Genomic DNA, 24,519 nt, shown 5'->3' on the forward strand with positions numbered 1-24,519 from the left:
AACAAAAGCAACAGGGAACGCTCATGGCGCTGGAAATCAAGATCCTCGACTATGGTGACATCGAACTGGAATCGAGCTTCCTCGTGCTCGGCCGCGACTGCGGCCGCACGCGCCGTGTTCTCACGCTCGGGTTCCTGATCCTGGGCGGGCCGTATCCGGTTGTCGTCGATACCGGCTACCGCTCCAACCAGATCATGGAGACGCTGGGCATGCGCGGCCTGCAGTACCATGAGAACATGATCGAGAATCAGCTGGCGCGGCACGGCGTCCGGATGGGCGATGTCCGCTACGTCTGCCACACCCATCTACACATCGATCACGCTGGCAAGGACGATCTGTTCCCGATGAACACGACGGTCGTGCTGAACCGGCGCGAGCTGGAGTATTCCGTTTCGGGCCTGATGCATCCGCAATATCCGGCGCCCGACATCAAGCACCTGATCGACCGGCTGCACACCAAGAGCGCGTTGCGCTTTCTCGACCTTGAGCTGACCGGGCCGGTCGAGCTGATGCCGGGTGTCTACTGCGACGCTGCCAACGCCCACACCGAGGGCTCGATGAACATCCATGTCCATACGGCCGACGGCATCGCCACCATCTGCGGCGACGTGATCTACGACTTCAACGATCAGATCGTGACGCCGTTCAACGAAATCCAGGACGCCGAGCCGCGCACCACCGGCAATCACGGCACCAGCAAGCGCGCCGAGAAGGCTGCCATCAAAAAGCTGCTGTCGAGCTCGCGCTATCTGCTGCCGGTGCATGATCGGCCAGCCAAGATCGAGGGCGGGGTAGTGACGGGGCGGCTGCACGACCAGGTGCCGGGCCCGGTGGTGCAGTCGCTGCCGCAGCGGCACTGGTTTCCAGCGTGATCAGCACGGAGCGCGACAATGACCCATGTGACCTTGCGCAGTGAGTTCGAGAGCCTGATCGACCCGTACGCGCCGGTGGGACAGGTCGCGACCGGCTTCGAGTTCACGGAGGGGCCGATCTGGCACCCGGTCGAGCAGTTCCTGCTGTTCTCCGACATGCCGGCCGACATCCGCCGCCGCTGGGATGCGAAGCGCGGCGTGGTCGAGATGCGGCGGCCCTCGAACAAGTGCAACGGCATGACCTATGATGCCGAGCTGAATCTGATCGTCTGCGAGCATGCGACCTCGTCGCTGGTGCGTGAGCGGCCTGACGGACGGCGCGAGACCCTGGCCTCGCATTTTGAGACCCAGGAGCTCAACAGCCCGAACGATGTCTGCGTCCACTCCAGCGGCGCGATCTATTTCTCCGATCCCTGGTATGGCCGCATGCCGGTCTATGGCGTGGAGCGGCCGCGCCAGCTCGGTTTCCAGGGTGTCTACCGCGTGCCGCCGGGGGGCGGCGCGCCGCGGCTGCTGGTCGACCGCTATCTGTTCGATCAGCCGAACGGGCTGTGCTTCTCGCCGGACGAGAAGCTGCTCTACGTCAATGACACCGTGCAGGCGCTGATCCGCGTGTTCGACGTCGGCAGCGACGGTGGGCTCTCGAACGGCCGCGTCTTCGCCAGCGGCATCCGCTCCGAGCTCGAGCCGGGCGTGCCCGACGGCATGAAATGCGATCAGCGCGGCAATGTCTGGGTCACCGCGCCGGGCGGCGTCTGGGTCTACGCGCCGACAGGCGAACTGCTCGGCAAGGTGCGGGTGCCGGAGCTGGTCGCCAATCTGGCCTGGGGCGGCGCTGATTTCCGCACGCTGTATCTGACCGCGACGCATTCGGTCTATGCGGTGACCACCAAGGTCGGTCCGCGACATGAGCCCTATATGCGGGCGCGGCCGGCGGGTACGGCTGCATCATCCTCGCCGCAGGCACCGCAACTCGCGTCGGGCGACATGCAGCTCGATTCGCGTCGCTGCGCCATGATCATTCAGGACCTGCAGAACGACGTCATCATGGACGGCGGCGCCTTCGCCGAGTCCGGTGCGCCCGGGCATGCCAAGCAGCAGCGCGTCGTCGACAACGTGCGGCGGGTGGCGGAAGCGGCACGCGCGCGTGGCGTCGTCATCATTCATGTCTGGTTCGTGGTCGAGCCGGGCGCGCCCGGCGTCACCCTGAATGCGCCGCTGTTCGAGGGGCTGGTCGATAGCAAGGCGATGGTGCGCGGCAGTTGGGGCGCGGCGCCGGTGGCGGGCCTTGAGCCGCAGAGCGGCGACTTCGTCGTCGAGAAGATGCGCATGAGCGCCTGGGAGGGGACACGGCTGGAGACCATTCTCAAGGCGACCGGCCGCGATGTCATCATCAACACCGGCGCCTGGACCAACATGTCGGTGGAGCACACCGCGCGGACCGGGGCCGACAAGGGCTACTTCATGGTGGTGCCGGAGGATTGCTGCTCGACCATGAACGCCGATTGGCACAACGCGGCGATCAACTTCGCCCTGCAGAACGTGTCCGTCGTGACCAACGCCGACGCGGTCATCAAGGCGTTGGGGTAGGGGATGCCAAAACTGTTTCATCTTGCCGTCTCGCCCCGCGCAGACTCCGAGTCCGCCGCCGGGGCGCGCGTCTTCCTCGACCGCTTCAGGCAGGCGCGGCCGGGCTGGGACGTCGACGAGATGAGACTGTGGCGCGAGAGCCTGCCGGAGTTCGACGGCGAGATCCTCCAGGCCAAATATGCCCGCATGGGCGGCCGCGCCTTCACCGACGGCCAGCGCGCCGCCTTCGCGGTCGCCGAGCGCATGGCGGTGCGGCTCGATCTCGCCGAGCGCGTCGTGATCTCGACGCCGATGTGGAATTTCGGCATCCCCTACAAGCTCAAGCACTGGCTCGACATCATCAACCAGCCCGGCCTCACCTTCCGGTTCGATCCGAACAGCGGCTACCTGCCGCTGCTGAAGGACCGCCCGACGCTGGTGATCCTGGCGAGCGGCGGCGACTTCACGACCGGCATGAGCCGCGGCCGCACCGATCTGGCGACGCCCTATCTGCGCGAGACGTTGCGCTTCATGGGCCTCCAGGACGTGCGCTTCGTCGCGATCGGGCCGACCAGCGGGCCGAGCGAGCACACCGCCACGGCTCGTGATCGCGCGCATCGGCGACTCGCCGAAATGGCTGAGCGGTTCTGAGATGCGTCCGAAAAGTCGCGGTGCCGATCGGAAGGCGTCTCAGATCGGCATCGCCAGCTGCGCTTCGACTCCTGCGTCGGTCTCCTGCAGGGATGACAGGGACACGCCGAGGAGCCGCACCGGCTTGGGCAGCGGCATCTCGGCCTGAAGCACGGCGAGGGAAAGGCGCTCCAGATCGTCCCGGCTTGCGACCGCCGTCGCAACCGACCGGCTGCGGGTGATGATGTCGAAATCGGCGAACTTCACCTTCAGCGTCACCGTCCGGCCCTTGGTGCCGGTCGCTTCGCAGTGCCGCCAGACCTTGTCGATCAACGGCTGCAGCTCGGCCGCCAGCGGTGCGAACTCCGTCAGGTCGGTCGCGAAGGTGTTTTCGGCGCCGACGGATTTCCGGATGCGGTTGGCCCGAACGGGGCGATGATCGATGCCGCGCGAGATCCAATAGTAATAGCTGCCGGCCTTGCCGAAATGCTGCTGCAGGAACGGCAGGGTCTGATTGCGGATGTCGAGGCCGGTGTGAATGCCGAGCGCGTTGAACTTGGCGGCCGTGGCCGGGCCGATGCCGTGAAATTTGCCGACCGGCAGCCCCTCCACGAAGGCCGCTCCCATCTCCGGCGAGATCACATACTGGCCATTGGGCTTGCGATGATCGGAGGCGAGCTTCGCCAGAAACTTGTTGTAGGAAATGCCAGCGGAGGCATTGAGCTCGGTCTCCGCCTTGATCCTGGCCCGGATCTGCAGCGCGATGTCGCGCGCCAGCGGAATGCCCTGCAGATTGTCGGTGACGTCGAGATAGGCCTCGTCGAGCGACAGCGGCTCGATGATGTCAGTATGCTCGGCGAAGATCGCGCGGATCTGCTGGCTGATCGCCTTGTAGACGTCGAAGCGAGGCTTCACGAAGAGGAGGTCAGGGCACAGCCGCTTGGCCGTCACCGACGGCATCGCCGAGCGCACGCCAAACTTGCGTGCCTCATAGCTGGCGGCCGCCACCACGCCGCGTTCGCGCGAGCCGCCGACCGCCACCGGCCGGCCGCGCAGCTCGGGATTGTCGCGCTGCTCGACCGACGCGTAGAATGCATCCATATCGATATGGATGATCTTGCGGATCGCCGGCGGCGCGGCATCCGGGTCTGGACCGGAGCTTGGCATGATCAGGGTTTACCAAAGCGCGGCACCGATGTCTCTCCGTGCGGGCAGGTCGGCAGTTCTTGGACGAACTCGACTGCGAAGAACGTCCGGTGGAATCAGGCATTGGTCGTTGCTCTCGCGACGTTACAGGCCGTGAGAGACTGCCAGCAGATCAGGAGTGCCCGACGTGATTGAGAAGCGAAATCCAGGCGTAGTGGAGGGTGCCGCTGACGGTACGGCGACCGGATCCGGACGGATCTGACACCAATGTTCGAGCTCACGTTCTTGGGAACTTCGGCGAGCGTGCCATCGGAGGACCGCAATCATCCTGGCCTTCTGGTGCAGGCAGATGGCCAGCGAATCCTGATCGATTGCGGCGAGGGAATCCAGCGCCAGCTCTTGCGCAGCGGAGCGGGCTTTCGCAGGCTCCACCGTATCCTGCTCACCCACGGCCATCTCGATCACATCCTCGGCATTCCCGGACTGTTTTCCACCCTGCGGCTGCGCAGCAGCTCCGAGGTCATGAGTGTTCATGGCAGCCTGGGCACGCTCGACGTCGTCATCCCCATGCTCGCAGGATTGTGGGGCGAGGGTCGCGCGCCCATCCCGCTTCAGCTCGTCCCGCTCACGCCTGGCCAGGTCCTTGACGCCGGCGCCTTCACCATCACCTGTTTCCCGGTCCGGCATCGCGACACCGACAGTGTCGGCTTCGCATTCACGAGCCCATCGCGCCGCCGCCTGCTGCCAAACCGCCTCGCAGCTCTCGGCGTGCCCGACGGTCCGATCCGAAAGACATTGGCGGAAGGACAGCCGGTCACGCTCGATGATGGGCGCACCATCGATCCCGAGGATGTGCTCGGGCGCGCGAGCGGTGGGAGGAAGCTCGTGATCATCGGCGACACGGAAACCACCGACGGCCTGCAGGACCACGTTCGCGATGCGGATGTGCTCGTGATCGAAGCGACCTTTCTGCAGCGCGATTCCGACACCGCGCGCGACTATGGCCATCTTACTGCCGCCGAGGCCGCCGCGCTTGCGGCATCCAGCAATGTCGGCCGGCTCGTGCTGAACCATATTTCAGGCCGCTATTCCGACGAGGAGATCCTGGCCGAGGCGCGGGCGGTTTTTCCGGCCAGCCGTATCGCCTCGGATTTCGATCGGCTGACCGTGTAGCTGCTCGACGCCTGCTGACGAGTTGCGTAGGTCAGGGAACCAGGGCACCGCCCATCGTCTTGACTGTCAAAGACCAAGCCATGCTGCAACTATGGACCCGTGCTGTCGCCTTGGCCCGCAAAGGAGTTCGTATGGCCCTCGTATTCATCACCGGCAGCACCGACGGGCTTGGCCGGGCAGCCGCCGTGTCGCTTCTCGATGCCGGCCACCAGGTGGTGCTGCACGCCCGGTCGATGCAGCGTGCCGAGGCTATCGGCGATCTCCGCTCACGCGCGGCTGCTGTCGCGATCGGTGATCTCAGCGTCACCGCCGACATCGATGCGATCGCCAATCAGGTCAATGCCGTCGGACGGATGGATGCGATCATCCACAATGCCGGCGTTTACTCCGAGCCAAGTCGCGGCTCCACCCCCGAGGGGCGCGCCCGCACCGTGGCCATCAATACGCTTGCGCCCTATCTGCTGACGGCGCGCCTGCACCGGCCGGATCGGCTGGTCTTCATCAGCAGCGGGCTGCATCGCGGAGGAGAGGGGCCGCTGGACGATCTCGACTGGACGCGCCGGCCGTGGGATCCGGCCCGCGCCTACGCGGAGAGCAAGCTGCATGTCGTCGCGCTGACCCTGGCGCTCGCGCGCCGCTGGCCGAAGGTTCTGAGCAACGCGGTCGATCCAGGATGGGTTCGCACGCGCATGGGCGGCGCCGGTGCGCCTGTCGATCTCGAGACCGGCCAACGAACGCAGTCATGGCTGGCGGTGAGCAAGGATCCCGCTGCGCTGGTCAGCGGCCAGTATTGGCACCATCTGCGGCGGGAAGCGCCGGCCGGACAGGCGTTAGATCCAGCCTTCCAGGATCAGCTCATTGCGAAGCTGGCTGAGCTCACCGGCGTGAGCCTTGCCGATGAGTGACGCACCGACGTTTCCAATGGCTGGCGACCCGACCCTGTCCTGAGCTCTTCTCAAGCCTGGATGATCTTTTGATGAGTAGGCGCGAGTCTTCCGCCTGCGATCATCTGTCGAAGCCGGGCGCCCCGGCAGTCGCCGGGGCCCGGCCTTCACCTCGGCTTTTCCTGAGCCCCAAGTGCGGGTAAAAGCCGACTGAAGCCACGTGGTCGTGGTGTGGATGAGCTGTCTCGGCGGCCTGACAGGGCGGCGTGAACGTCGCCCCTCGCTGCATGAAGTGCTCTCAATGGTTTGTCGAAGTGTCTGAAACAACTGTGAAATATGGCCTCCCCGGAGTTGGGCGCTTCTCCGTGGCGCCGATGATGGATTGGACAGAGAGCTTTTTGAAATCAAATAGTTAGGTGAAGGGCGTGTGTAAATCCTGTGCACGCATATTCTACTATTCTTTCGCTTTCGTTCTCACGAACTTGCCGCCGGCGCTCGCCGCCAACTGTCGGTCCTGCATTGAAGCTTTGTCGGGATGCTGCTCTTGGCCGTCATGGTGTCACGGAAATGCCGAGTGGCTGGCGATGTGGACGAACGCCTTGTTCGTCTGCACATCCGTTTGCGACGGCGAGGGTCGCCGGAGGGGTTGTTGTGCATGAGCGCAGCGCTCTAGCTATCTAATTGAAAAATAATTTACGGTCCTGATCGCTCTCGGAAACCCGACGTATCGCAGATAGTGAAAGAGAAAGCGAACGGCGGCGCAAAGGCCTATCGTCCAAGTCATCCGTGCGTAGCGATGTCCTCAAGAAACGACATCTCGTTCGACGAGTGACATCGTCGGCCTTGGGCCAGAACCGGAAAACAACAGGGATGTTCCTCAATCGGACCGATAGTGGTATTGCACCGTCACCGACGGGAGGCGGCTAACATGGGAACATCGCAAGATCGAGTACCATTGGGTGGTTTCGCTCGCCTCGTCCCCGAACTGGAAGTCCTAGACTTGGACAACAGTAGAGCCTTTTGGTGCGATATACTTGGTTTCAATATCGTGTACGAGCGGCCTGAGAACCGGTTCATGTTTCTTGAGCGGGAGGGCGCGCAAGTTATGGTGAAACAGCAGAACGGTCGATGGGAGACGGGTGCACTAGAGCGACCGCTCGGACGCGGGATCAATTTTCAGATCTTCGTGCCTTCGGTTGCGCTCTTGCTTGATGCACTCCGACACGCAGCTTGGCCGCTTTTCAGAGATTGCCATGACGCTTGGTATCGGGTCGCAGGTACAGAGCGCGGTAGCAGACAATTTCTAGTTCAAGACCCGGATGGCTATCTGCTGAGGTTTGCACAAGATTTAGGAGGTAGATAGCTGTTCCGAGTTTGTAGGCCCACTTAGTCACCCCGTCCGCAATGGGTCAAAAGCAGCCTTCCGACGGTCCGACGACTCACTTCCAGTTGAACCCTGAAAGCCGACATTCCCGGTGCCGGCTGTAGGGTCCGGGATGGGCCAACAGGAGACATGGGATCTATTTTTGCAGCGGCGGTTTGTGCACAAGGCAACCGGTATCTATTTGGCCAACTCGGCTGCCAAAAAATCATGCATTTCCGAAATTGAGCGTGTGGCGGCATCCGGATCGTACTTGAGCCAATGGCCAAAAAATTGTCGTCCATCGCGCTGCGTCGGAACGTCAAATGCATGATGCGCCCCGGGGTAGACGACTAGCTTGACAGGGGCCCCCATGCCTGCGCGCCATTGCATCCAGAGTTCGCAATCCTTGGCTGGTGTCCAATCGTCGAGTTCGCCGATCAGGATGATGGTGGGAATAACCAACTGTTGGCTGGCAACGCCGCACGACGGGTAATACGCCACTACGGCCTTGAACTTCGGATCGTCCGGGATCGCAAAAAGTCTCACGGTCTCTGTAGAAGCTAATCGCAGCGCAACGATGCCACCCTGCGAGGACCCTACAACGGCTATCCGATTTGGATCCACAAAGGTAAGACTGGAAAGATAGAGCAGCGCTCCCAATGCATCGGCCTGCCGCGTGGGCGCCCCTCCAGCACAAGCTTCCTTGATGCCGCGGCTCGTAAAGCTATCAACGGCCAGCGAGACATACCCCCAGCCTGTCATTAGGTCCGCTATGCGAGCGCGCGTGCTCTGCGACAGCCCATTGCATCCATGCAGATAGACTATCGCAGGAAAAGGACCAACTCCGTCAGGTTTCGACAAGTACCCTTCAATGGTCGCCGTGAATTTTGGCAACGTTTCGCCACGCTCAACGGCCTGACGCTGCTGGATTTGCCCCACGATGTAAGGCGCACTATCGAACTTGACCAGTTCCTCCGCTGAAACGGTCGTTGAAATATTCGCTGCCGTAAGAAATGTCAGGATGAAACATTTGATAATTTGGCCGCGCACTTTTCGTTCTCCCGATGGGTCGCCAATGCCAACCACAATGATACCCTATCACAGTTGCTGGGCGATTGTTGAGGTTCGGTTGGAACATGGACCCGAGCAACTTTGCTCAGTAGGCCGGGACTTCCAATATGGGTCAAAAGCGGCTCTGTCCTTCGGAGGTCGCCGGCGCCCGGTTGCACCCGATAGCAGACGTCGCAAGCGCCGGCCAGAAGCTCCGAGATCGGCCGATCGCGTCGCCTCTGACCAGCTAGGATCGCTGTGGCGCCGATCCAGGCGAGCTCACGCCTCGTGATGGAGGAGACCGAGATCCGCGGCTTCCTGATCCCGAGGACGACACCGTGATGACCATCTATGCCTCCGCCAACCGCGACGAGGACCGGTTCGCCACCAAACGAACGCTAAGACTACATCCCGGTCGACCTGCTGTGTCCCGGCGACCATCTCGTTGGTGATGCAGGTGAGCGCGGTTGCCTGAACCGAGACAGGACACCGGGCTCGTCAAAGGCAGAAAACAAGTCCAGGCAGATGACGCAGCCGTGCAATCGAGTTCTGTCCCTGCCAGATCGCTGATCTCTTCCCGGCGTGATCGAGACCGCTCTTCTCGGCGCGCAGAAAGGCCATCCTGAATGCTGCGCGGGCGCCGGCGGGGAGACGGGCCCGGGATCGTCCGCCGCTGCACCGCCGGCGACGAAAGTTAAGATATCGTGGAACCAAATACGCGCCTGCTACGTCCCATGGCGAGTGACATTCCGTTCGGAGCATCCGGGCTCGTTGAACGTTGATTGTTCCGCACCAACAATCACGGAGTTTCACGTGGGACATTCTGGCTCGTTCTTCGCGCTGAACCGGCGAGTTTCGCGCGCGATCACGCCCGACCATTATCACGAGGCGAACGTGTTCGCCGCGTACCACAAGATCGGCGCCATCCTGCTGTCTCATCCGGGGACGAGGACGGTACTCGATGTCGGCGCGGGAAAACATTGGCACTTTCCCATGCACTACAAGAACTGGTACGATATCAGGCTAATCGGCGTGGACATCGATGGCGCCGAGATGGCGGACAATCTGCTACTCGACGAGAGGATCGAGTGCGATGCCGTGGAGGGAATTCCGGTTCCTGGCGGCTCGATAGATCTCGTGATGATCAGCTCAGGCATCGAGCATTTTAGTGACAATCAGCGATTCCTCGCCAATGCCTTCGAGGCGCTGCGGCCCGGCGGCTATTTCATCGCGCAGTTCCCCGGCCGCTATGCGCCTTTCGCTGTCGCCAACCGGTTATTGCCGAAGAAAACCTCAAAGAGGCTGCTGGCGACATCGATGGGAGAAACCGCCGAGCATCTCGGCTTCACGGCGCATTACGACCGGACCAACTACTCGGCGTTCCGTCGCCTGGTGCAGCAGTCGGGCTTTCGGGTCGTCTACCATCTGCCCGGGTACAACAGCAGTTCTTACCTGGAATTCTTCCTGCCGTTCTACTTGGTCTCCTATTTTTACGACAGCGTGCTGCATACTGTTGGTTTGAGGGATCTAGCGGCCTACAATCTCTGGGTTCTTCGAAAGCCCGGCGGCACAGACTTGCCGGAGTTCAAGCTCTATGCCTGGAAATAATGACTGCCTGTATGACGCCACGGTGACCTGGGCGCGTGCGTTCAGGCTCCGCTGGGAGGCGGTGCCGGATGACGCCGGTCGTCCTTTCCCGTGACCCGGCTGTCTTTTTGCGCCCCGGCGACCGAGCCGGCCTTGGCTGAAGGCGCCAGCATACGCAACACCAGCCCGACGACATAGCCGCCCTGGAGTACGGCTTCGGCGACGAGGATGCCGAGTGCAGTCGTCTCGACCCCGGCGCCGCGCGACACCGAAAAGATGATGACGATAAAGGGCGCGACGAGGACGATGGGCAGGAGAGCTTGCCAGCGAAACGCAAATCCGATCGCGGCTCCTGACAAGGCGAACCCGGCCGCCAGATAGGTCATCTCGATGACTCGGCTGGGCGGATAGGGGGCGCGCTGCGAAGGTCGCTCGCTGTCGAAATGATGTCGGTGCTCAAGGCGGAACTGCTCCAGGCGCAGGTGAGGCGACGATACTACCGACATGTCGTATGAGCTGTCGCATCAAAAGGTCACGCCTGGAGGCGAAATCAACCTCGACGGGACTTTGAGCGGAGAGCATTTACGCGGCATGGCGGCGCGGCACCCCATCACGAGTAGCAGAATGCCCCTCGTGTCATCACGGTGGCGCCACATTTAGCATAATACCGCGCGATTCGCGCTACCTGATCAGGTGCGCTTCCGAGCATTTGCCGAACGAGTAAGCGACCTAGTAGGCAGTATTGGAGAAGCAGACGGCTGGAACCGTTGCCATGATGATCTTCACGTCGAGGATCATCGACCAGTTATGCGCATAGTAGCTGTCGAGGACGACGCGCCGTTGAAACGTCGTGGTGCTGCGGCCGCTGACCTGCCATAGGCCGGTGATCCCGGGACGGCAAGAGAAATAGGCATGAACCGCGTCGGAATAGCGCTCCAGTTCCTCTTCGGTGATAGGGCGCGGTCCCACGATGCTCATGTCGCCTTTCAGCACATTGAAGAGCTGCGGCAACTCGTCCAGGCTGGATTTCCTGAGCAGAGCACCGATTGCGGTGACTCGCGGATCTCTGCGCAATTTGCGCGTTGCGTACCATTCGGCTGCGGCGATCGGATCGGAATCGAGATGTCGGCGTAATCGTTCAGCCGCATCGGTCGCCATCGTGCGAAATTTCAAGCAATAGAATGGCTTGCCGTTGAAGCCAACCCTGCGGTGACGAAATAGGACCGGGCCGGGAGACAAGCAGGCGGTCGCGAGACAACAGAAGATGAGAAGAGGCGCGAGCAGGACGATGCCCCAGAGGGCGAGGGCGATATCTGTCGCGCGCTTCGATGTGAGTCCAATCGGATGGTCGGTTGTTGCGAATATATAGAGTGGTTGTTCATTTACACCAGTCGCCTTGGTCATTCCGTCCATGTCAGAGACTCCAACGCACGGCCGCTTGTTGCTGCAACGCGAACAAAAGTCCTCTGATTGGTATCGTTCCAATTTTTCGAAGTTTTTATGGAATGTTCCTGTGAACTTCGCGTCGCCACGCATCCGCCGCGCTCCCGCCTCATTGCTGGCGGCGACGGGGAGCACACCCGCAGGGCCGACTTTGTAATCGTTGTGAGCGTCAGATGACTGCAATGCAGGCGGAAGCGGCACCTCACCAACAAAGCCATCTACACGGACTGCGCCGGGACCGTGCGCGCGGTTTGCACATTGTTTGGCTCTGTGGGCGAAATCTCCCGCGTAATTTGCCGGAGGCCCTCGAGCAGACGTTGCCCATTGATATCCCAGTCGAACAATCCATCGGCGATATCGAACGCGGCAGTCTGCATGCGATTGAGGCAGTCGACGTCGTCAATCGTCTCAGCAACCGTCTGAAGCAGTGCAGCCACATCATCTTCGATCAGAAAAAGATCTTTCAGACGTACCGGAATGCCGCCGAGCGCGGGCGCGACGGCAGCGACGGGCACGCGCGCGAAGATGTAGTCGAGGATCTTGAGCTTGAAGCCGCCGCCGATCTCTTCAGGAACCAGCGCGACCCGCGCATGGCGCAGCTCCTCGCCGAGGTCGTCGACGAAGCCTCTGAACTCCACCCAGGGAAAACGCTCTCTCAGCCGCGACAGCAGCGGTTCCGGGATCACTCCGACGACGTGCAGTTCTATCGACGTCGGCGGGAAGATGTCCTGGGCCGCTTGCAGCATCCGTTCGAGATTGATCTGCTTGGCGATCCAGCTGAACGACCCAACGATGACGGCGCGCCTTGGAACCGTGTCGCCGATGACGCGCGGCGGCGCGCGCCGGCCCGCATGACCAGGTGGTAGGACGACGCACCTGAGCGAGGGATTGATTTCGGCGAACGAGTTGCGGTCCTCCTCGGTTAAAGTCACCACGAGCCGGCTGGAACGGGCAAGATCCGTCTCGGCAACGGCGGTCTTGCCTGCATTCCGCTTGAGCAGAAACTGTCGAATAGGGTCGCCGGCGAAGTTGCGGGCGATCTGATCCGTGACGCGCGTCTCGAAATCATGCGACACGTGAATCAATATAGGAGGCCGCCGCGCAACTTTCCTGATATGACTGATTGCCCAGCTCATTCCATACTGATCGAGCACCACGGCTTCAAAGTCAGTCTGGCGGAGCTCGCGCGCAATCGCATCGCGGTAGGCCCTGGTGGAAAACCGAGCGCCGACCATTGGCAGTCGGCTGGCCAGACTAATCAGCGGCGGATTGGGCGCGCCGGGAACGAACGTCCAGCGCACCCGGGGCTCGAGATCGGCAATGCTGCCTGCCGTATCATCCGGGTTCTGAAGGCCGAGGAACACGACATGCGCGCCCTGCCGGGCGACCGCGCCTGCGAGATGCGCTGAGTAGATCCGGTCACCTGCGTTCAGCGGCAGCGGCAGCGTCCGTGCCAGCCAGAGGATCGAGGGGGTCATCTGGAACTCCGCAGCTCCGCCGCAAGGTGCTCGGCCAGTCGAATGGCGAGCGCGACGATGGTCAGTGTGGGATTGGCCGATCCGCCGGTCGGGAACACTGCGCTGCCGGCAATGTAGAGATTGTCGAGATCATGGGTGCGGCACTCCGAATTCACGATGCCCTGCTTCGGATCATCGCTCATGCGTGCGGTGCCGATATGATGGCCGCCCACCGCAATCGGCTGGCTGACGCTCTCCTCGAGGGTGTCGTCGTCGAACAGCACCTTGGCAACGCCGCTCCGGTCCATGACGCGTTGCAGCTCGCGGTAGCTCGCCGCGATCGACGCCTTGTCCTCGGCACAGACCCGCCAATCGATGTGCAGCTTGGGCATGCCGAAGCGATCTTTGTCGCGCGTCAGCGACAGCCTGCTCTCGTAGAGCGGCGTCTGCTCGGCATTGTAGTCGAGCGGATAACAGCCGGTCTTGGAGTGAAGCGCCACATAAGGAATCCGCCGGTAGCGCGCGTGGCGCCTGTAAACCCACGAGCCGAGGAACTTGGCCAATGGCCATGGATTGCTGACGATGTTGGTGATATGGCGCGCGGAGAGGGCGCCGCCGACAGGCAAGCGACCCAGCGACTCCAGCTCCACGGTGGTGATCTTTCGCCTATACTCGGGAAGCACGAAGCGTTTCGCGATATACATCAGCGACAGCACCGGGTCGCGGTGGTCGGGATTCATTGGATTGGCGTGATGCAGGCGGAAGATCATGTTGCGCAGCGCATGGCGCTTTTGCATCGTTTCCGATAGCCGCAGATGATGCTTTGCATAGATGCCGTCCGAGGTTCTGGCGAAGTTCCATGCGACCTTCCGGCCACTCGCAACCTGAAGACAACCGAGCGTGCCTTCCAGATGCGACATGTAGTAGCGGCCCAGCGCGCCGCTCGAATTGGCGAGCCCGGCAGGGGTCGCCTGGTTGGAGGCCGCGAGCAGGCGCACCGACTCGAGCCCGCCGGCTGCCAGGACGATGTACTTCGCATGAATACGGAACACGTTGCCGGAGACGGTGGCGCATTCCAACAGATCGACCCGCCGACCGGAGCCGTTGGTCTGCAGGTGCGTCACCGTGGTCTGGGTGAGGATCCGGTGCAGCGACGAGCGAACGAGATCGGCCTTGAAGCGGCGGCCGAAATTGGTGGGCGGGCTGAAGCGCTCTAGCCCCACCGAAATGTCCTTATCCGTCAATCCCTCGACAACGTCAGCCGAGCCATTGAGGCAACTCGGGTCGAAGTCGAACGCGCCGGCTTCGCAATAGGTCAGGCCTCTCACATAATAAGGCACGAGCTGGTCGTAGGAGATCGGCCATCCGCTGTTGGCGACATGGGATCGACGTTCGAAGTCGCTTGGCGACAGCGGGACGCAGCGGCCTCCCCAGATCGTCGATGAGCCTCCGAAGCGTCTTTCGCGATACATCTCGGGCGGCGGATGGCGCGTGCCGGCGGCGAGCTCCGCAGCATTGAGGCCCTGGATGAGCTTGTCGGGCCGGCACGCGCCGCTCTCCACCAGAATGACCGAGCGCGATGTTGCCAGCAGCTCGCGTGCGATCACGATGCCCGCTGGACCGCCGCCGATGATGCAGATCTCAGCGTCGAGCGTGGTTCCTGCAGCGATACGCCGTCCGTCTATGAACACGGTTCACCTTGTTTCTGAATGGCCTCGAGCACCTGCGCCAGATGCGCCACGCGCGTTGTGCCGATCAGCAGCCGACCGATATCGCCGCGGGTCAGCGCCGCTGCGAGCGCCCCGCGCCATTGCTCGCCATCCGAGGCCGATCCGGCCGCGCGCATGAGTCCGCGGCCGATTACAAGGATGCCGCGCCGGTGCGCCCGGTCGAGAAAGATATCGGTGTGAGCCGTCATCGGCCAAAGCGGCAGCTCGATGGCTTCGATGCGCAGGTCGTCCAGCGCAGCCGTGGCTGTATCGACATCTTCGCAGGAGACGCCGATCGCGACGGCCTTTCCGGCAGTCTTGATCGCATCGAGATGACCGACCGCCTCACCATCAACAATGACATGAGCAGGGGGGCTGTGCAGCAGCATCAGATCAACATGATCCGTCTTGAGGCGCCGCAGGCTCGCCTCGATCCGAGCCCGCAGATAGCGGCTGCTGAAATCCTGCGGCAGCGGTGCGTCGCGCATCTTCGCGACCAACCGACGTCCGCCGCCACTCCGACGGATCAGGGGCGCCATCATGCCCTTGAACGGCTGCGCTGCGCGCATCCATGCGGGAAAATATTGTCCTGCCTTGGTGACGATCGTGGTCTGCTGGCGCTTACCGCCGAGTGCTGCGCCGAGCAGCCGCTCGCTCTCGCCTTGGCCATAGATGTCGGCGGTGTCGAAGAAGCGGACGCCTCGATCGAACGCAGTCTGCACCAGCCTAATCGCATCGGCGCGATCACGGCCGAGAACCGAGCCCAGTCGTGCGCAGCCCAGCCCAAGCCGTGTGCCGATCACATCAAGATTGTTCATGCATAGGAACCGGTTCTGCGGCTCAGCATTGGGCCATTGCCATCGTGCCGCGCCGGCGCGGCGCATCGATGCGCACTGCGTCTGTGTCGAACTGAGTTCCGTTTCGGGATCGTTCCATGCCAGCTGAACCCTCTGTCACGATCATCGTTCCAACCTTAAACGAAGAGAATTACATCGAGGGGGCTCTGAGTTCGTTGGTGTCAGGCCTCGAACACGTCGACTACGAGCTAATCGTACTTGACGGCGGCAGCACCGATCGTACCCCGCTCATCGTGACGCAGTTGGCCTCGCGCGACCCGAGGATTCGCCTGGAACCCAATCCGCTGCGCTATCAGTCTGCCGCGGTCAATCGCGGCGCCATGATTGCGCGCTCCGCTTCCGACATCATCATCCGCGCGGATTCACACGCCGAATATCCCACCGGCTTCGTTGCCGGCCTGATCCGGGAACTACGCGAGCGTGACGCTGCATCGGTGGTCGTTCCGATGCGTACGCGCGGCAAGGGAATGATCCAACGCGGCATCGCGGCCGCGCAGAATAGCCGGTTGGGTAACGGCGGCGCGCTGCACCGGGTGGGGACGTCGTCACGCTACGTCGAGCACGGCCACCATGCTGCGTTCCTGCGCAAGACGTTCCTGGAGATTGGCGGCTATGACGAGAGCTTCACGCACAACGAGGATGCAGAACTCGACACCAGACTCCGACGGGCGGGCGCCAAGATCTGGCTTTGTGCGGAACTGGCGGTCACCTATTTTCCGCGCAGTTCCTTCGGTGCGCTCGCGCGGCAATATTTCAACCACGGCTCCGGACGCGCGCGGACCATGCTCAAGCATCGCCAGCCGCCCAGGCTCAGGCAGATGCTCCCCTTGGGCGTGCTCGGAATGAACGTCGTCGGACCTGTTCTGTGGATCGGCTACAGCTGGCTCTTTGTCGTGCCGACGATGTTGTACGCGGGCGCCTGTCTCGCAGCAGGTGGCTATTTCGTTGTCATCAACCGCGATATCGCGGGCTGCGCCGCCGGCGCTGCCGCGATGGTCATGCATCACGGCTGGGCGGTCGGCTTCAGCGCTCGCATCCTGCGCTCGTTGATCTCGAAAGCGGCGCCCGTTCCCGTGTCCGGCCAAGCCGTCCCTTAGGCGGCAGCGCAGCCTCAAGGGAAGTGCTGTGGAGAGACCATGGCTCCAAACGCCTTGATATAGGCCGCCGCAGCCGCGGGATATTGACCATCGCTCAGCTTGCCGGGAAAGGCATCATTGGAGTTCCAGACGCTCTGATACAGCACATCATGATCCGCGAACCATTGCGCCGCCTTCGCGATGAACGGTCCCGCCGTATCCGAGTTGATGCCCCATTCGGGATAGGCCGTTGGCTTGCCGTGCGCCTTGGCGAAGTCTTCCAGCCATCTCAGCCCGAAGGGGCTCTCCACCATCTCCGTCCAGGCCTTGTCTGGGTTGGTCGGATTCCACTGGGTGTTATAATAGAAGTCCATTCCGATCACGTCGACGTAATCGTCTCCCGGATAGGCGTCGGCGGCATTCATGCGGGTTTCGCGAACGTTCACGTTCCACTCGAAGCGGAAGCGGTTCGACACCGACCGGAATGCTGTCACGAAGTTGCGATAAGCTCGGATGAACTCCTGCTCTCGTCCCGCGGCGGCCCATGGCATCCAATCGCCGTTGAACTCTTCGCCTGTTCGCACGTAGATGACGCCGTCTCCGGGGCGGGTTTGGGACAGCATCTGGGCTGCCTGTTCGTAATAGGCTCGATAGGTTCCGGCCGCGGCGTCCGACAACGATCCACCGTCGGCAAACAACGGAATGGTCCAGCAGATCGGCTTGTGGAGCGGCGACCAAAGGCCCATGGACCATCTCAAGCTGTCGACCCAGTCCTTCCAGTTGGCCCGGCCGGTGTGAGCAACGATCTGATCGATCGGTCGGCCAAGCCACCGTTCGAAAACGGTCACCTCGGAGGGACTATTTCCAACATAGGCGCCCAATGCGGGATTGCCCGCGAAACAGGCATTGTTTGAGCAGAGCAGCAGCAGGATGCAAAGTATGGCGCGTGGCGACATCAAAACGTCCTATTCGTTGTCTGCGGCATAGGGCGAAGCGGGTCGAGCGGACTGCTTCAATCAGGCGTGCGGAATCGGTTTGGAACCAAGCCATCATTTCGCACTTGCCACATGCCTGACGCCACCTGCCGCGACTTCAACAACAGCGAGGCCTGCATGTCGTTCAATGCACTTGGCAAGATCGTGTGGGATCGAAAGCTCGTCTTCCTGACGGTGTTCATCTTGATTGTCGCCGGCGTGACCGCGTTCACGATGACGGTAACGCCGATGTACCAGTCGGAAGCGCTGTTGATGACCACGCTCGATCGGGCACAACGGCAGCAGTCGCAGTTCCCGGACACATTGCGCTATCAGCTGAATTCGCAGATCTACATCATCAACAGCGAGGACGTCCTTCGGCAGGCGATCGGTGAATACGGCGCGCAGCGCCTGTTCCCCGAGCAGAAGCGGCCTGCCGCGTGGCAGTCTTTAATTCCTCCCGAGCTGAGCGCCAAAATCACGGAGATCACCGCGCCGTTCCAACGGAAGCAGACCGAGGACACACGCACGGATGCCGATCGCGCGTTGACGAAAGTCAAGAAGCGCCTCGCCGTCGCGCTTGAAAAGGACTCGCAGATCCTGTCTCTGACCTTTCGACACGAGGACCCCAAGGTTGCCGAACAATTCCTGACGCTCGTCGTTCGCGACTTCCTGCAGCGGCAGGCCGATCTAAGCGGAAATGCTGCCGCGCCCGCGTTCTTCCGTAAGCAGGCGTCACGCTATCTTGACGAATACAAGCGCGCATCGGCCGAGTTGAGCACATTTGCGTCTCAGCATTCCACGTACTCGGTCAGCCAGGAAACCGAGCTGGCGCTCGCTCGGCGCGACAGCGCGACCGCCGCGCTGGCAAAGACGCGCGGAGCTATTGCCGAGAAGGAGGCCCAGGCTGCGACCTTCCAGAACACGCTGACCCAGTTGCGACGTCGAATTTCTCTTCCTAGCGAGATAACCGGACCCAAGCAGAATGTGCCGGCGGGCAATTCTGATGCCTTGACCGACGCCAACAAGGTGCCGGCCAACGAATCTCCATTGTTGCTGGTGCGGGTTTTTCAAGATACGGCGCAATCCCTGGTCAATCTGAACTCTGAGATCGTCGGGTTGCGATCGCTGGAGAAGGCGCAGACCGAGGCCGTTGCCGACGTCGGCCGCAAGCTCAGCGAGCTTTCGTCGATCTCGGCCGAGTTCAATCGCCTCAAGGAGCAGCTCGATCAGGTCTCGAAAGTGATGGAGGCCCATGTCGGTCGCGCGGCGGAAGCCCAGCTCAATGCAGATTGGGACGCGAGTGAAAAGCTGTCTAACGTCAAGGTCGCCCAATCCGCCACCAGCCCAACCGAGCCGGTGTTTCCCCCGAAGCCGCTTTTCCTCGCTTTGGGAGGGATCATCGGTCTGGTGGGAGGCGCGGCCACCTGCGTGATGCTCGAGGCCCTCCGTGTTCGGCGTCGCCGGCCGCAGGAGCGGCGGTTCTACGCCGAGGAGAATGAGCCCTTCGACAATGACGCAGGTGAGGAGCAGGGCAATTGGAGCCCGTCTCCAGCGATGGCGGATTATCGGCTTCGCAGGCAGGCGCCGCTCGCGTGATGCACGCTTTCTCTTCCGAACGAGGTCGATAGCGATGACGATCGCATCGGGGGCTCCCGCGGCTCGCTCGAGCGCGCAGTCGGTCTTCGCGATCTGCGCAAGCGCGCTGCTTTCTTCGGTTTTCCTGCAGAAGATCGCGCTGCCCGGCACCGGCGGCCTCTATCCACTGAATCTCTTGATCTTTTCGGCGGTGACCGCGGCGGGATTCGTCGCCGGCCGGCTGGAAATCAACACAAGCGCATTCGCCTGGTACGCATTGTTCGTCATCTTCGGAGCATTGAGCACTGCGCTGTCGCCGAGCTCGCATGTCTCGGCGCTGTCGCTGGGGTTCTTCGTGGTGGCGCAGGCTCCGCTGATTTTCCGCTGTGTCGAGACAGGAATACCTTATGATAGGATCCTTGGCCTGCTGTCGATAGTCGGCTGCCTCAGCGCCGCGATGGGCATCGTGCAATTCCTCGGACAGTTTGTCGTGGGCGCGGACATTGCGTTCTTTGTGGACAAGCACCTGCCAGACAGTGTCACGGTCTCCGGCTACAATTCTCTGATCCCACTCTACTGGTCATCCCCGGTGTTCAAGAGCAACGGGATCTTCTTTCTCGAACCGTCGTTCTTCTGTCAGTTCCTGGCGATTGCACTGGTAGCCGAGCTGAGGCTAGGATCGAGAGTGCCGCGCATGGGGCTGCTGGCGGCTGGCCTGCTGTGCAGCTATTCCGGTACTGGCCTCACAATGCTGGCGCTTTTCCTGCCGTTCTACTTCGTGCGCCATGGCCATATGCGGCTGTTCCTCGTCGCAGCCGTGCTCGGCTTCGTCGTCATCGCCTTCGGAGATCTGCTGTCCCTCGACGCCTTCACCCGGCGCCTGGGAGAGTTCTCCGACGTGCAGTCAAGCGGTTGGGCGCGCTTCTTGTCGATGTTTCGGGTCCTGCAAGGTGTGGTGTTCGCGACCGACGCGACATTCCTGTTCGGTCGCGGACCTGGAACTGTGCAGGAAGAGTTTCGCCTGCTGTCGTTCTATGCTTTTGATCCGACCTGGGGCAAGATCATCTATGAGTACGGACTGCTTGGCACCTTGCTCTACGCGCGCTTCTTTCATCTCACGATCATCCGCGGGCCTCATGGGGTGCGGTTCGCGCTCGGCTACACTTATCTGTTCCTCGGCGGCTATCTGCTCAACCCATCGATCTTGATGCAGTTGGCCGCCGTGGTGGTATGGTTCGGCGACGAGACAGGTGAAGAACGCCCGGTCGCTCGCGCCGCCGGGTCGATCGTGCCTGGCCTGCGGAACGAAATGGTTGCCGGCCGATGACCCTGGGCAGCGACGATGCGCTCGTGAGCGGTGAGGCCACTGCAGCGCCTCGGGCTGGAGAGAACCGCCGCCATATCCGGACTGCGACTCCATCGCGGTTGGTGCGGCTGTCCAGCGGGCCGCTGGGGCTCGTGGCGCTGAAGGGCGCCAATTCCGCGCTCACGGCTGTCACGAACTTCGTGCTGGCTTATGTGCTGGTGCGATCGATCGGGCTTGAATCCTACGCGGTAATCGCAAGTCTGCTCGCGGTCGCCGCGCTGGTTGTCCAGAGCGACCTCGGCATCACCGGGCTGACGTTCTTCAAGCTTAGGTCTCACTATCTTGCCGGCTCCGCTGCAAGCGCCGCAAGTCCCGATGATCAGGACCTCGTGGTCACGATCGTGACGCTGTATATTGCCGTCGGACTTGCGGCCGTCTTGGTGCTGGGACTGGCGCTGGCGGCAGGCGTCGTCCAGGTGGGCATTTACGCGTTGCCGTATCTGCTCGTTTTTGCAGGCGCGGTCTGCGCGCTTCCGAGAATGGTGCTTCGGGTGGTCATCAACGCCCGCGACGGCTTTGTTTGGACCGAGGTTGTGGATCTGGTCCGCCGGTCGGCGCTGCTCGCCGCGACGCTGGCGATGCTGCCCGGTCTGTCCTTTACGTCTTATAGCGCGATCAGCCTGGTGATCTGGATGGGAGCGATCGGCGCGCTGCTCTGGCTAGCCCGAATCCATGGCTTTGCGCTGCGGCCCGGAGCACTGCGGAACGGCGTCCGGCTGCTGCGCGCCGAGATCCGCGGGGTCGGAGCCACCGTGTTGCTCTCGCTAGTTGACTTCTTCATCGGCGTCTTTCCTTATTATCTGCTTGCTGCATCCCGTGATGCCGCGGCGGTCGTGACCTTCGACATGTTCTACAAAGTGACGCGGTTTGCCGTGATGAGCTATCTGATCGGTGCGGAATCCGTTCTTCCGCAGCAGACCCGCGCGATGCACGATGCCGACGCCGCCGGTCTGATCGGGGCCACCGCCAAGGGAATCATGATCGGGCTGCTGCCGATGTCGGCCGGGATCATCGCGATTGCGGTGTTCGGAGAGCAGATCTTCGGCGTCATCCTCAATCATGCTGGGATCATCTCTCCGGTCATGCGGATCGCGATTTGCGCGATGTTCGTCTTCCTGCTCGTGCAGACGACCTGTCAGATTGTCTTGATCGGAATTGGAAAGTTCGAGGCGCTCGCGCGGAGGTCATGTCTCACATTCGCGGTGATGGTGGTCATTAGCACGCTTATGGTGCTGTTCGACTGGACGACCGACAGGTTCATCGTGGCCTATGTGATCGTCTATGGCGCCGGCTCGCTGCTCTATGCGCGAGCCTTGTATGTGGTCGTTCGCGCGTTGCGCGAGGCGAACGAGCTGGATAAGCGGGCCGAGCGCCCGTAAATCAGGCCCGCAGATTGCGCAGGCTTTCGCGGGCGATGCGCCTGATCGGGCCGGCGGGGCGCCTGATCCGGCGCAGCAGGCTGACGCCGCTTTGATGGCGGAGAAGTTGGAGCAGGCGCAATGGTTCGTGGAGCGGAGGGTGCCGGTTGCGGGGAAGGGCACCAAATCGCTGCAGGGCCAAATGCTGCGAGGGGCCCGTCACAGCCTGGCGGATCTCGGCACGGACGGCCTTCTTCTTTGCCGTCCACCATCCGACGATCTCGGCCTGCTTTTGTAACAGGGACGAACGGTCCCGCAACATGAGCTCGGCGTAGCGGCATGCGGCGTCCCAACTGCCGAAAGATGGGATCGGATGTGGCCCGAGCAGTGACGTGAAATAGTCCAGCGACCATCGCTTCTCGACCAGCGGGATGCATCCGAGTTCGAGACTCTCATAGAGACGCCACGTTTCCAGGATGGCATTGCCCATCGGACACGGCGAGAACACCGTGTTCTCGAGGACGTCGTCGAATTCGGGCTTGCTCAGTTTCCTGCCACTCTCGCCATAGATCGACGCGGTCCCGGTGAGGAAGTGCGGCGTCAGACGAGCGAAAGCGGTAGCCATTTCGGCGCGCGACGATTTGATCTCGCCGGTGAACGACCAGACATGGCGACGCTCGGTCGCAGGCCGCAGTGCGGCGCTCGCCTTGGTGCCGTTGGCATAGCCTTCGGGTATCGTCAGAATGCCGTCGTGCCGAGCAAGGCCGGTGGCGAAATTGCGGATGACCGTGTCGAAATGCCGATACAGCGCATAGCCTCCGGAGAACCACTCGTCGCTGGTGTGCAGCAGGACGAGGTTTCGGCACCTGCTCCGACACTCCTGGAAATAGGCGTCGTAGGCGGGCAAGGGCTGCCAGTTGCTGCTGACGACATGAATGCAGTCGTCGTCGAAGCAGGTCAGACCGAGATCGGTACATTCCTGATCGATGAGTTCGCCGAGCATCTCACGCAGCCAGTCGACCTCTAGGAGGTTATCGGCATGCCAGATGAGCTTCATGCGTCGAACCTCCAGGTGGCCGCGCGCGGATCGCGGCGAACTCGTGCGCCTGCGACGCAACTCGGAAGCTCGAAGTCGGTTCCTGCTCCAGCAGGATCGCGTTGCGATGCTCGACCCTTCATCTCAGACCTGCAAGCGCGGCTCCGCAGCCTTGCGGCGCGCTGTCGCGTCTGAGCTTTGTCATCGGGGCGCCCATAGAGAAAGGCACAGGGAAGGCCGGGTGCAAGCCGCACCTATGGCCCGCCTGCAACAAAGAAAGCAGGCGGCAGTCACCACACGATTGGCCCGCCCGCCAGCCTTCCCTGCGCGATGGTTTGAAGGCTGCTCCGTGCTCTCCCAGGGGACCGGGCTTGCTTGCCCCGTTATCGGCATCGTCGCCGACCAAGACACCAGCGTCGGGGTGTCGGGACCACACGGCTTGACCGTCGGGCCCTTAGCGAGTGCGAATAGCCGAACGGCGCGCCGGCTGAGATGCCGCTCTCGTGCCTGGGGTAGGCTCTGGCTGAGACCCACTAGGGCCGCATAGCCGTCGCGACCGCAAATCGGATGACACGACCAACTGGGATCTGTTGCCGATCGTTTGCCTCCAACGCTGAGATAATACGATCGAGGTCCTCTTGCGTGGGACGGCGATTGCGCTCATGGCCTTTTCCGACGAGCCCCAGACGTCCTAGAGCGATCCGGGCGAGATCGATTGGTTCAGTTGACGCAACAATGCCGTGTACCGCGGCGGCGTGAGACAGAATCGTCTTTATGTATCCAAGAGCGATCCCGACCGTCACCGGGCCTGCTCCCTCCAGCGCGCGCTCTTTTCCGAATTTGATGAGCCGCTCTCGATCAAGCTCTGGAAGACGAAGATGCCCAAGTCTTTCGTCCAGGAAGATGAGGCTGGCAGTTTTGGAACGACCGATGTCCTTCCCGACCTCTTCCAAGTCTTGACGATGAAGCGTGATGAGATCGCCGAAGAGCTGGACATGGGGGGTTGTGCGTCGTTGTCGGTTCTTGGCGATCGATCCGTCGCTCGATATCGATGCCCCATTCTTCGGCGTCCTTTCGGCGGAGAAATGTCTCGTTGACATATTTCCCCTTTCGTCGGACTTGGACTCTCCAAGAGCCGGATTTCAGTCTGGTGATAGTTGCCACGCGTGTGCGCTCCGTGCGCACTGAGGCGTCGAAAAGCCGGAAAAAACGTCGCACTATGGCGTAGAATTGAGTGCACACGACGCGACCTAACGAATTGAATATACTCAAAAAATGCAGATAGATCAATTACATAGATTTGCCGTGGCCCCCATGATGGATTGGACGGACTAGTGGAAAAACGTAAGCTCGGCTATGGGGTTAGCCGGGCTTCGCTTGGTAATGTGATA

21 protein-coding genes and 1 pseudogene are annotated in these 24,519 nt (G+C 61.9%); 12 read left to right on the forward strand and 10 right to left on the reverse strand.

The window, feature by feature from the left end:
• The first annotated feature begins 23 nt into the window (after positions 1–23).
• From ACQR1I_RS34070 to ACQR1I_RS34080, 3 genes are read left to right on the forward strand one after another with little or no spacing between them, the layout of a single operon-like run.
• Positions 24–872 (forward strand): MBL fold metallo-hydrolase, encoded by an 849-nt coding sequence (locus ACQR1I_RS34070; RefSeq protein WP_015666028.1) that lies wholly within the window; start codon positions 24–26, stop codon positions 870–872.
• A gap of 18 nt (positions 873–890) precedes the next feature.
• On the forward strand, positions 891–2,462 hold the full coding sequence (locus ACQR1I_RS34075; RefSeq protein ID WP_434869867.1) for an isochorismatase family protein: 1,572 nt from the start codon (positions 891–893) through the stop codon (positions 2,460–2,462).
• Positions 2,463–2,465: 3 nt separating this feature from the next.
• Positions 2,466–3,092, forward strand: a complete 627-nt coding sequence (locus tag ACQR1I_RS34080; RefSeq protein ID WP_434869868.1) for an FMN-dependent NADH-azoreductase — start codon at positions 2,466–2,468, stop codon at positions 3,090–3,092.
• 39 nt (positions 3,093–3,131) lie between these two features.
• Here the strand turns inward: ACQR1I_RS34080 and dinB are convergent, their stop codons facing one another.
• Positions 3,132–4,238, reverse strand: a complete 1,107-nt coding sequence (gene dinB / locus ACQR1I_RS34085) for a DNA polymerase IV (protein ID WP_434869869.1) — start codon at positions 4,236–4,238, stop codon at positions 3,132–3,134.
• Positions 4,239–4,484: 246 nt separating this feature from the next.
• On the opposite strand from dinB, the gene rnz reads away from it, so the two are divergent.
• The 3 genes from rnz (at position 4,485) to ACQR1I_RS34100 (ending at position 7,637) form a co-directional block, all read left to right on the forward strand.
• The gene (gene rnz / locus ACQR1I_RS34090; protein ID WP_434869870.1) at positions 4,485–5,390 is read left to right on the forward strand and encodes a ribonuclease Z; all 906 of its coding nucleotides are present in this window, start codon (positions 4,485–4,487) and stop codon (positions 5,388–5,390) included.
• 131 nt (positions 5,391–5,521) lie between these two features.
• Positions 5,522–6,295, forward strand: coding sequence for an SDR family NAD(P)-dependent oxidoreductase (locus ACQR1I_RS34095; protein ID WP_434869871.1), 774 nt, complete (start codon positions 5,522–5,524; stop codon positions 6,293–6,295).
• Positions 6,296–7,202: 907 nt separating this feature from the next.
• Positions 7,203–7,637 (forward strand): bleomycin resistance protein, encoded by a 435-nt coding sequence (locus ACQR1I_RS34100; RefSeq protein ID WP_434869872.1) that lies wholly within the window; start codon positions 7,203–7,205, stop codon positions 7,635–7,637.
• A gap of 198 nt (positions 7,638–7,835) precedes the next feature.
• On the opposite strand, the gene ACQR1I_RS34105 is transcribed toward ACQR1I_RS34100, so the two are convergent.
• On the reverse strand, positions 7,836–8,687 hold the full coding sequence (locus tag ACQR1I_RS34105; protein ID WP_434869873.1) for a dienelactone hydrolase family protein: 852 nt from the start codon (positions 8,685–8,687) through the stop codon (positions 7,836–7,838).
• Between the two features lie 258 nt (positions 8,688–8,945).
• Between ACQR1I_RS34105 and ACQR1I_RS34110 the strand changes: the two are divergent.
• Positions 8,946–9,070: pseudogene (locus tag ACQR1I_RS34110) on the forward strand (cytochrome P450); the annotation flags it as partial.
• 199 nt (positions 9,071–9,269) lie between these two features.
• Positions 9,270–10,295 carry a class I SAM-dependent methyltransferase gene (locus ACQR1I_RS34115; protein WP_434869874.1) on the forward strand — a complete coding sequence of 342 codons (1,026 nt, stop codon included), beginning with the start codon at positions 9,270–9,272 and terminating at the stop codon, positions 10,293–10,295.
• A gap of 41 nt (positions 10,296–10,336) precedes the next feature.
• Here ACQR1I_RS34115 and ACQR1I_RS34120 read toward each other — a convergent pair whose 3' ends face one another.
• The 5 genes from ACQR1I_RS34120 to ACQR1I_RS34140 all read right to left on the reverse strand — a co-directional run bounded on the left by ACQR1I_RS34120 (position 10,337) and on the right by ACQR1I_RS34140 (position 15,701).
• Positions 10,337–10,660: a hypothetical protein gene (locus tag ACQR1I_RS34120; RefSeq protein WP_434869875.1), complete on the reverse strand. Its 324-nt coding sequence runs from the start codon at positions 10,658–10,660 to the stop codon at positions 10,337–10,339.
• A 343-nt stretch (positions 10,661–11,003) separates the two neighbouring features.
• On the reverse strand, positions 11,004–11,678 hold the full coding sequence (locus ACQR1I_RS34125) for a sugar transferase (RefSeq protein ID WP_434869958.1): 675 nt from the start codon (positions 11,676–11,678) through the stop codon (positions 11,004–11,006).
• A 257-nt stretch (positions 11,679–11,935) separates the two neighbouring features.
• Entirely contained in the window at positions 11,936–13,195 is a 1,260-nt protein-coding gene (locus tag ACQR1I_RS34130; protein ID WP_434869876.1) for a glycosyltransferase family 4 protein, read from the reverse strand.
• Entirely contained in the window at positions 13,192–14,865 is a 1,674-nt protein-coding gene (locus tag ACQR1I_RS34135) for a GMC oxidoreductase (RefSeq protein WP_434869877.1), read from the reverse strand. The genes ACQR1I_RS34130 and ACQR1I_RS34135 overlap by 4 nt, the downstream gene beginning before the upstream one ends.
• Positions 14,856–15,701 (reverse strand): aldo/keto reductase, encoded by an 846-nt coding sequence (locus ACQR1I_RS34140; protein ID WP_434869878.1) that lies wholly within the window; start codon positions 15,699–15,701, stop codon positions 14,856–14,858. Before ACQR1I_RS34140 ends, ACQR1I_RS34135 begins: the two co-directional genes overlap by 10 nt.
• Positions 15,702–15,817: 116 nt before the next feature.
• Between ACQR1I_RS34140 and ACQR1I_RS34145 the strand changes: the two genes are divergently transcribed.
• Positions 15,818–16,837 carry a glycosyltransferase family 2 protein gene (locus tag ACQR1I_RS34145; RefSeq protein WP_434869879.1) on the forward strand — a complete coding sequence of 340 codons (1,020 nt, stop codon included), beginning with the start codon at positions 15,818–15,820 and terminating at the stop codon, positions 16,835–16,837.
• Between the two features lie 14 nt (positions 16,838–16,851).
• On the opposite strand, the gene ACQR1I_RS34150 is transcribed toward ACQR1I_RS34145, so the two are convergent.
• Positions 16,852–17,772, reverse strand: coding sequence for a glycoside hydrolase family 26 protein (locus ACQR1I_RS34150; protein WP_434869880.1), 921 nt, complete (start codon positions 17,770–17,772; stop codon positions 16,852–16,854).
• 111 nt (positions 17,773–17,883) lie between these two features.
• Here ACQR1I_RS34150 and ACQR1I_RS34155 point away from each other — a divergent pair, with 111 nt between their 5' ends.
• From ACQR1I_RS34155 to ACQR1I_RS34165, 3 genes are all read left to right on the forward strand, one after another.
• Positions 17,884–19,389 (forward strand): GumC family protein, encoded by a 1,506-nt coding sequence (locus tag ACQR1I_RS34155; protein ID WP_434869881.1) that lies wholly within the window; start codon positions 17,884–17,886, stop codon positions 19,387–19,389.
• 34 nt (positions 19,390–19,423) lie between these two features.
• On the forward strand, positions 19,424–20,695 hold the full coding sequence (locus tag ACQR1I_RS34160; protein WP_434869882.1) for a hypothetical protein: 1,272 nt from the start codon (positions 19,424–19,426) through the stop codon (positions 20,693–20,695).
• A gap of 131 nt (positions 20,696–20,826) precedes the next feature.
• Complete coding sequence (locus tag ACQR1I_RS34165; protein ID WP_434888874.1) at positions 20,827–22,113, forward strand: hypothetical protein; 1,287 nt, start codon at positions 20,827–20,829, stop codon at positions 22,111–22,113.
• Between the two features lies 1 nt (position 22,114).
• Here ACQR1I_RS34165 and ACQR1I_RS34170 read toward each other — a convergent pair whose 3' ends face one another.
• A complete protein-coding gene (locus tag ACQR1I_RS34170; RefSeq protein ID WP_434869884.1) occupies positions 22,115–23,149 on the reverse strand; it encodes a hypothetical protein in 1,035 nt (344 codons plus the stop codon).
• A gap of 512 nt (positions 23,150–23,661) precedes the next feature.
• Positions 23,662–24,228, reverse strand: a complete 567-nt coding sequence (locus ACQR1I_RS34175; RefSeq protein ID WP_434869885.1) for a hypothetical protein — start codon at positions 24,226–24,228, stop codon at positions 23,662–23,664.
• Positions 24,229–24,519 lie beyond the last annotated feature (291 nt).

This window comes from Bradyrhizobium sp. HKCCYLS2038 (genome assembly GCF_051167655.1).
Lineage (GTDB): Bacteria > Pseudomonadota > Alphaproteobacteria > Rhizobiales > Xanthobacteraceae > Bradyrhizobium.

Coding starts and splice junctions, on each gene's coding strand:
- ACQR1I_RS34100 (WP_434869872.1), top strand. CDS start 7,203: ATGGGAACATCGCAAGATCGAGTACCATTGGGTGGTTTCGCTCGCCTC.
- ACQR1I_RS34155 (WP_434869881.1), top strand. CDS start 17,884: ATGCCTGACGCCACCTGCCGCGACTTCAACAACAGCGAGGCCTGCATG.
- ACQR1I_RS34160 (WP_434869882.1), top strand. CDS start 19,424: ATGACGATCGCATCGGGGGCTCCCGCGGCTCGCTCGAGCGCGCAGTCG.
- ACQR1I_RS34080 (WP_434869868.1), top strand. CDS start 2,466: ATGCCAAAACTGTTTCATCTTGCCGTCTCGCCCCGCGCAGACTCCGAG.
- ACQR1I_RS34140 (WP_434869878.1), bottom strand. CDS start 15,701: ATGAACAATCTTGATGTGATCGGCACACGGCTTGGGCTGGGCTGCGCA.
- ACQR1I_RS34130 (WP_434869876.1), bottom strand. CDS start 13,195: ATGACCCCCTCGATCCTCTGGCTGGCACGGACGCTGCCGCTGCCGCTG.
- ACQR1I_RS34145 (WP_434869879.1), top strand. CDS start 15,818: ATGCCAGCTGAACCCTCTGTCACGATCATCGTTCCAACCTTAAACGAA.
- ACQR1I_RS34170 (WP_434869884.1), bottom strand. CDS start 23,149: ATGAAGCTCATCTGGCATGCCGATAACCTCCTAGAGGTCGACTGGCTG.
- ACQR1I_RS34150 (WP_434869880.1), bottom strand. CDS start 17,772: ATGTCGCCACGCGCCATACTTTGCATCCTGCTGCTGCTCTGCTCAAAC.
- ACQR1I_RS34095 (WP_434869871.1), top strand. CDS start 5,522: ATGGCCCTCGTATTCATCACCGGCAGCACCGACGGGCTTGGCCGGGCA.
- ACQR1I_RS34070 (WP_015666028.1), top strand. CDS start 24: ATGGCGCTGGAAATCAAGATCCTCGACTATGGTGACATCGAACTGGAA.
- dinB (WP_434869869.1), bottom strand. CDS start 4,238: ATGCCAAGCTCCGGTCCAGACCCGGATGCCGCGCCGCCGGCGATCCGC.
- ACQR1I_RS34125 (WP_434869958.1), bottom strand. CDS start 11,678: ATGACCAAGGCGACTGGTGTAAATGAACAACCACTCTATATATTCGCA.
- ACQR1I_RS34120 (WP_434869875.1), bottom strand. CDS start 10,660: ATGACCTATCTGGCGGCCGGGTTCGCCTTGTCAGGAGCCGCGATCGGA.
- ACQR1I_RS34075 (WP_434869867.1), top strand. CDS start 891: ATGACCCATGTGACCTTGCGCAGTGAGTTCGAGAGCCTGATCGACCCG.
- rnz (WP_434869870.1), top strand. CDS start 4,485: ATGTTCGAGCTCACGTTCTTGGGAACTTCGGCGAGCGTGCCATCGGAG.
- ACQR1I_RS34175 (WP_434869885.1), bottom strand. CDS start 24,228: ATGTCAACGAGACATTTCTCCGCCGAAAGGACGCCGAAGAATGGGGCA.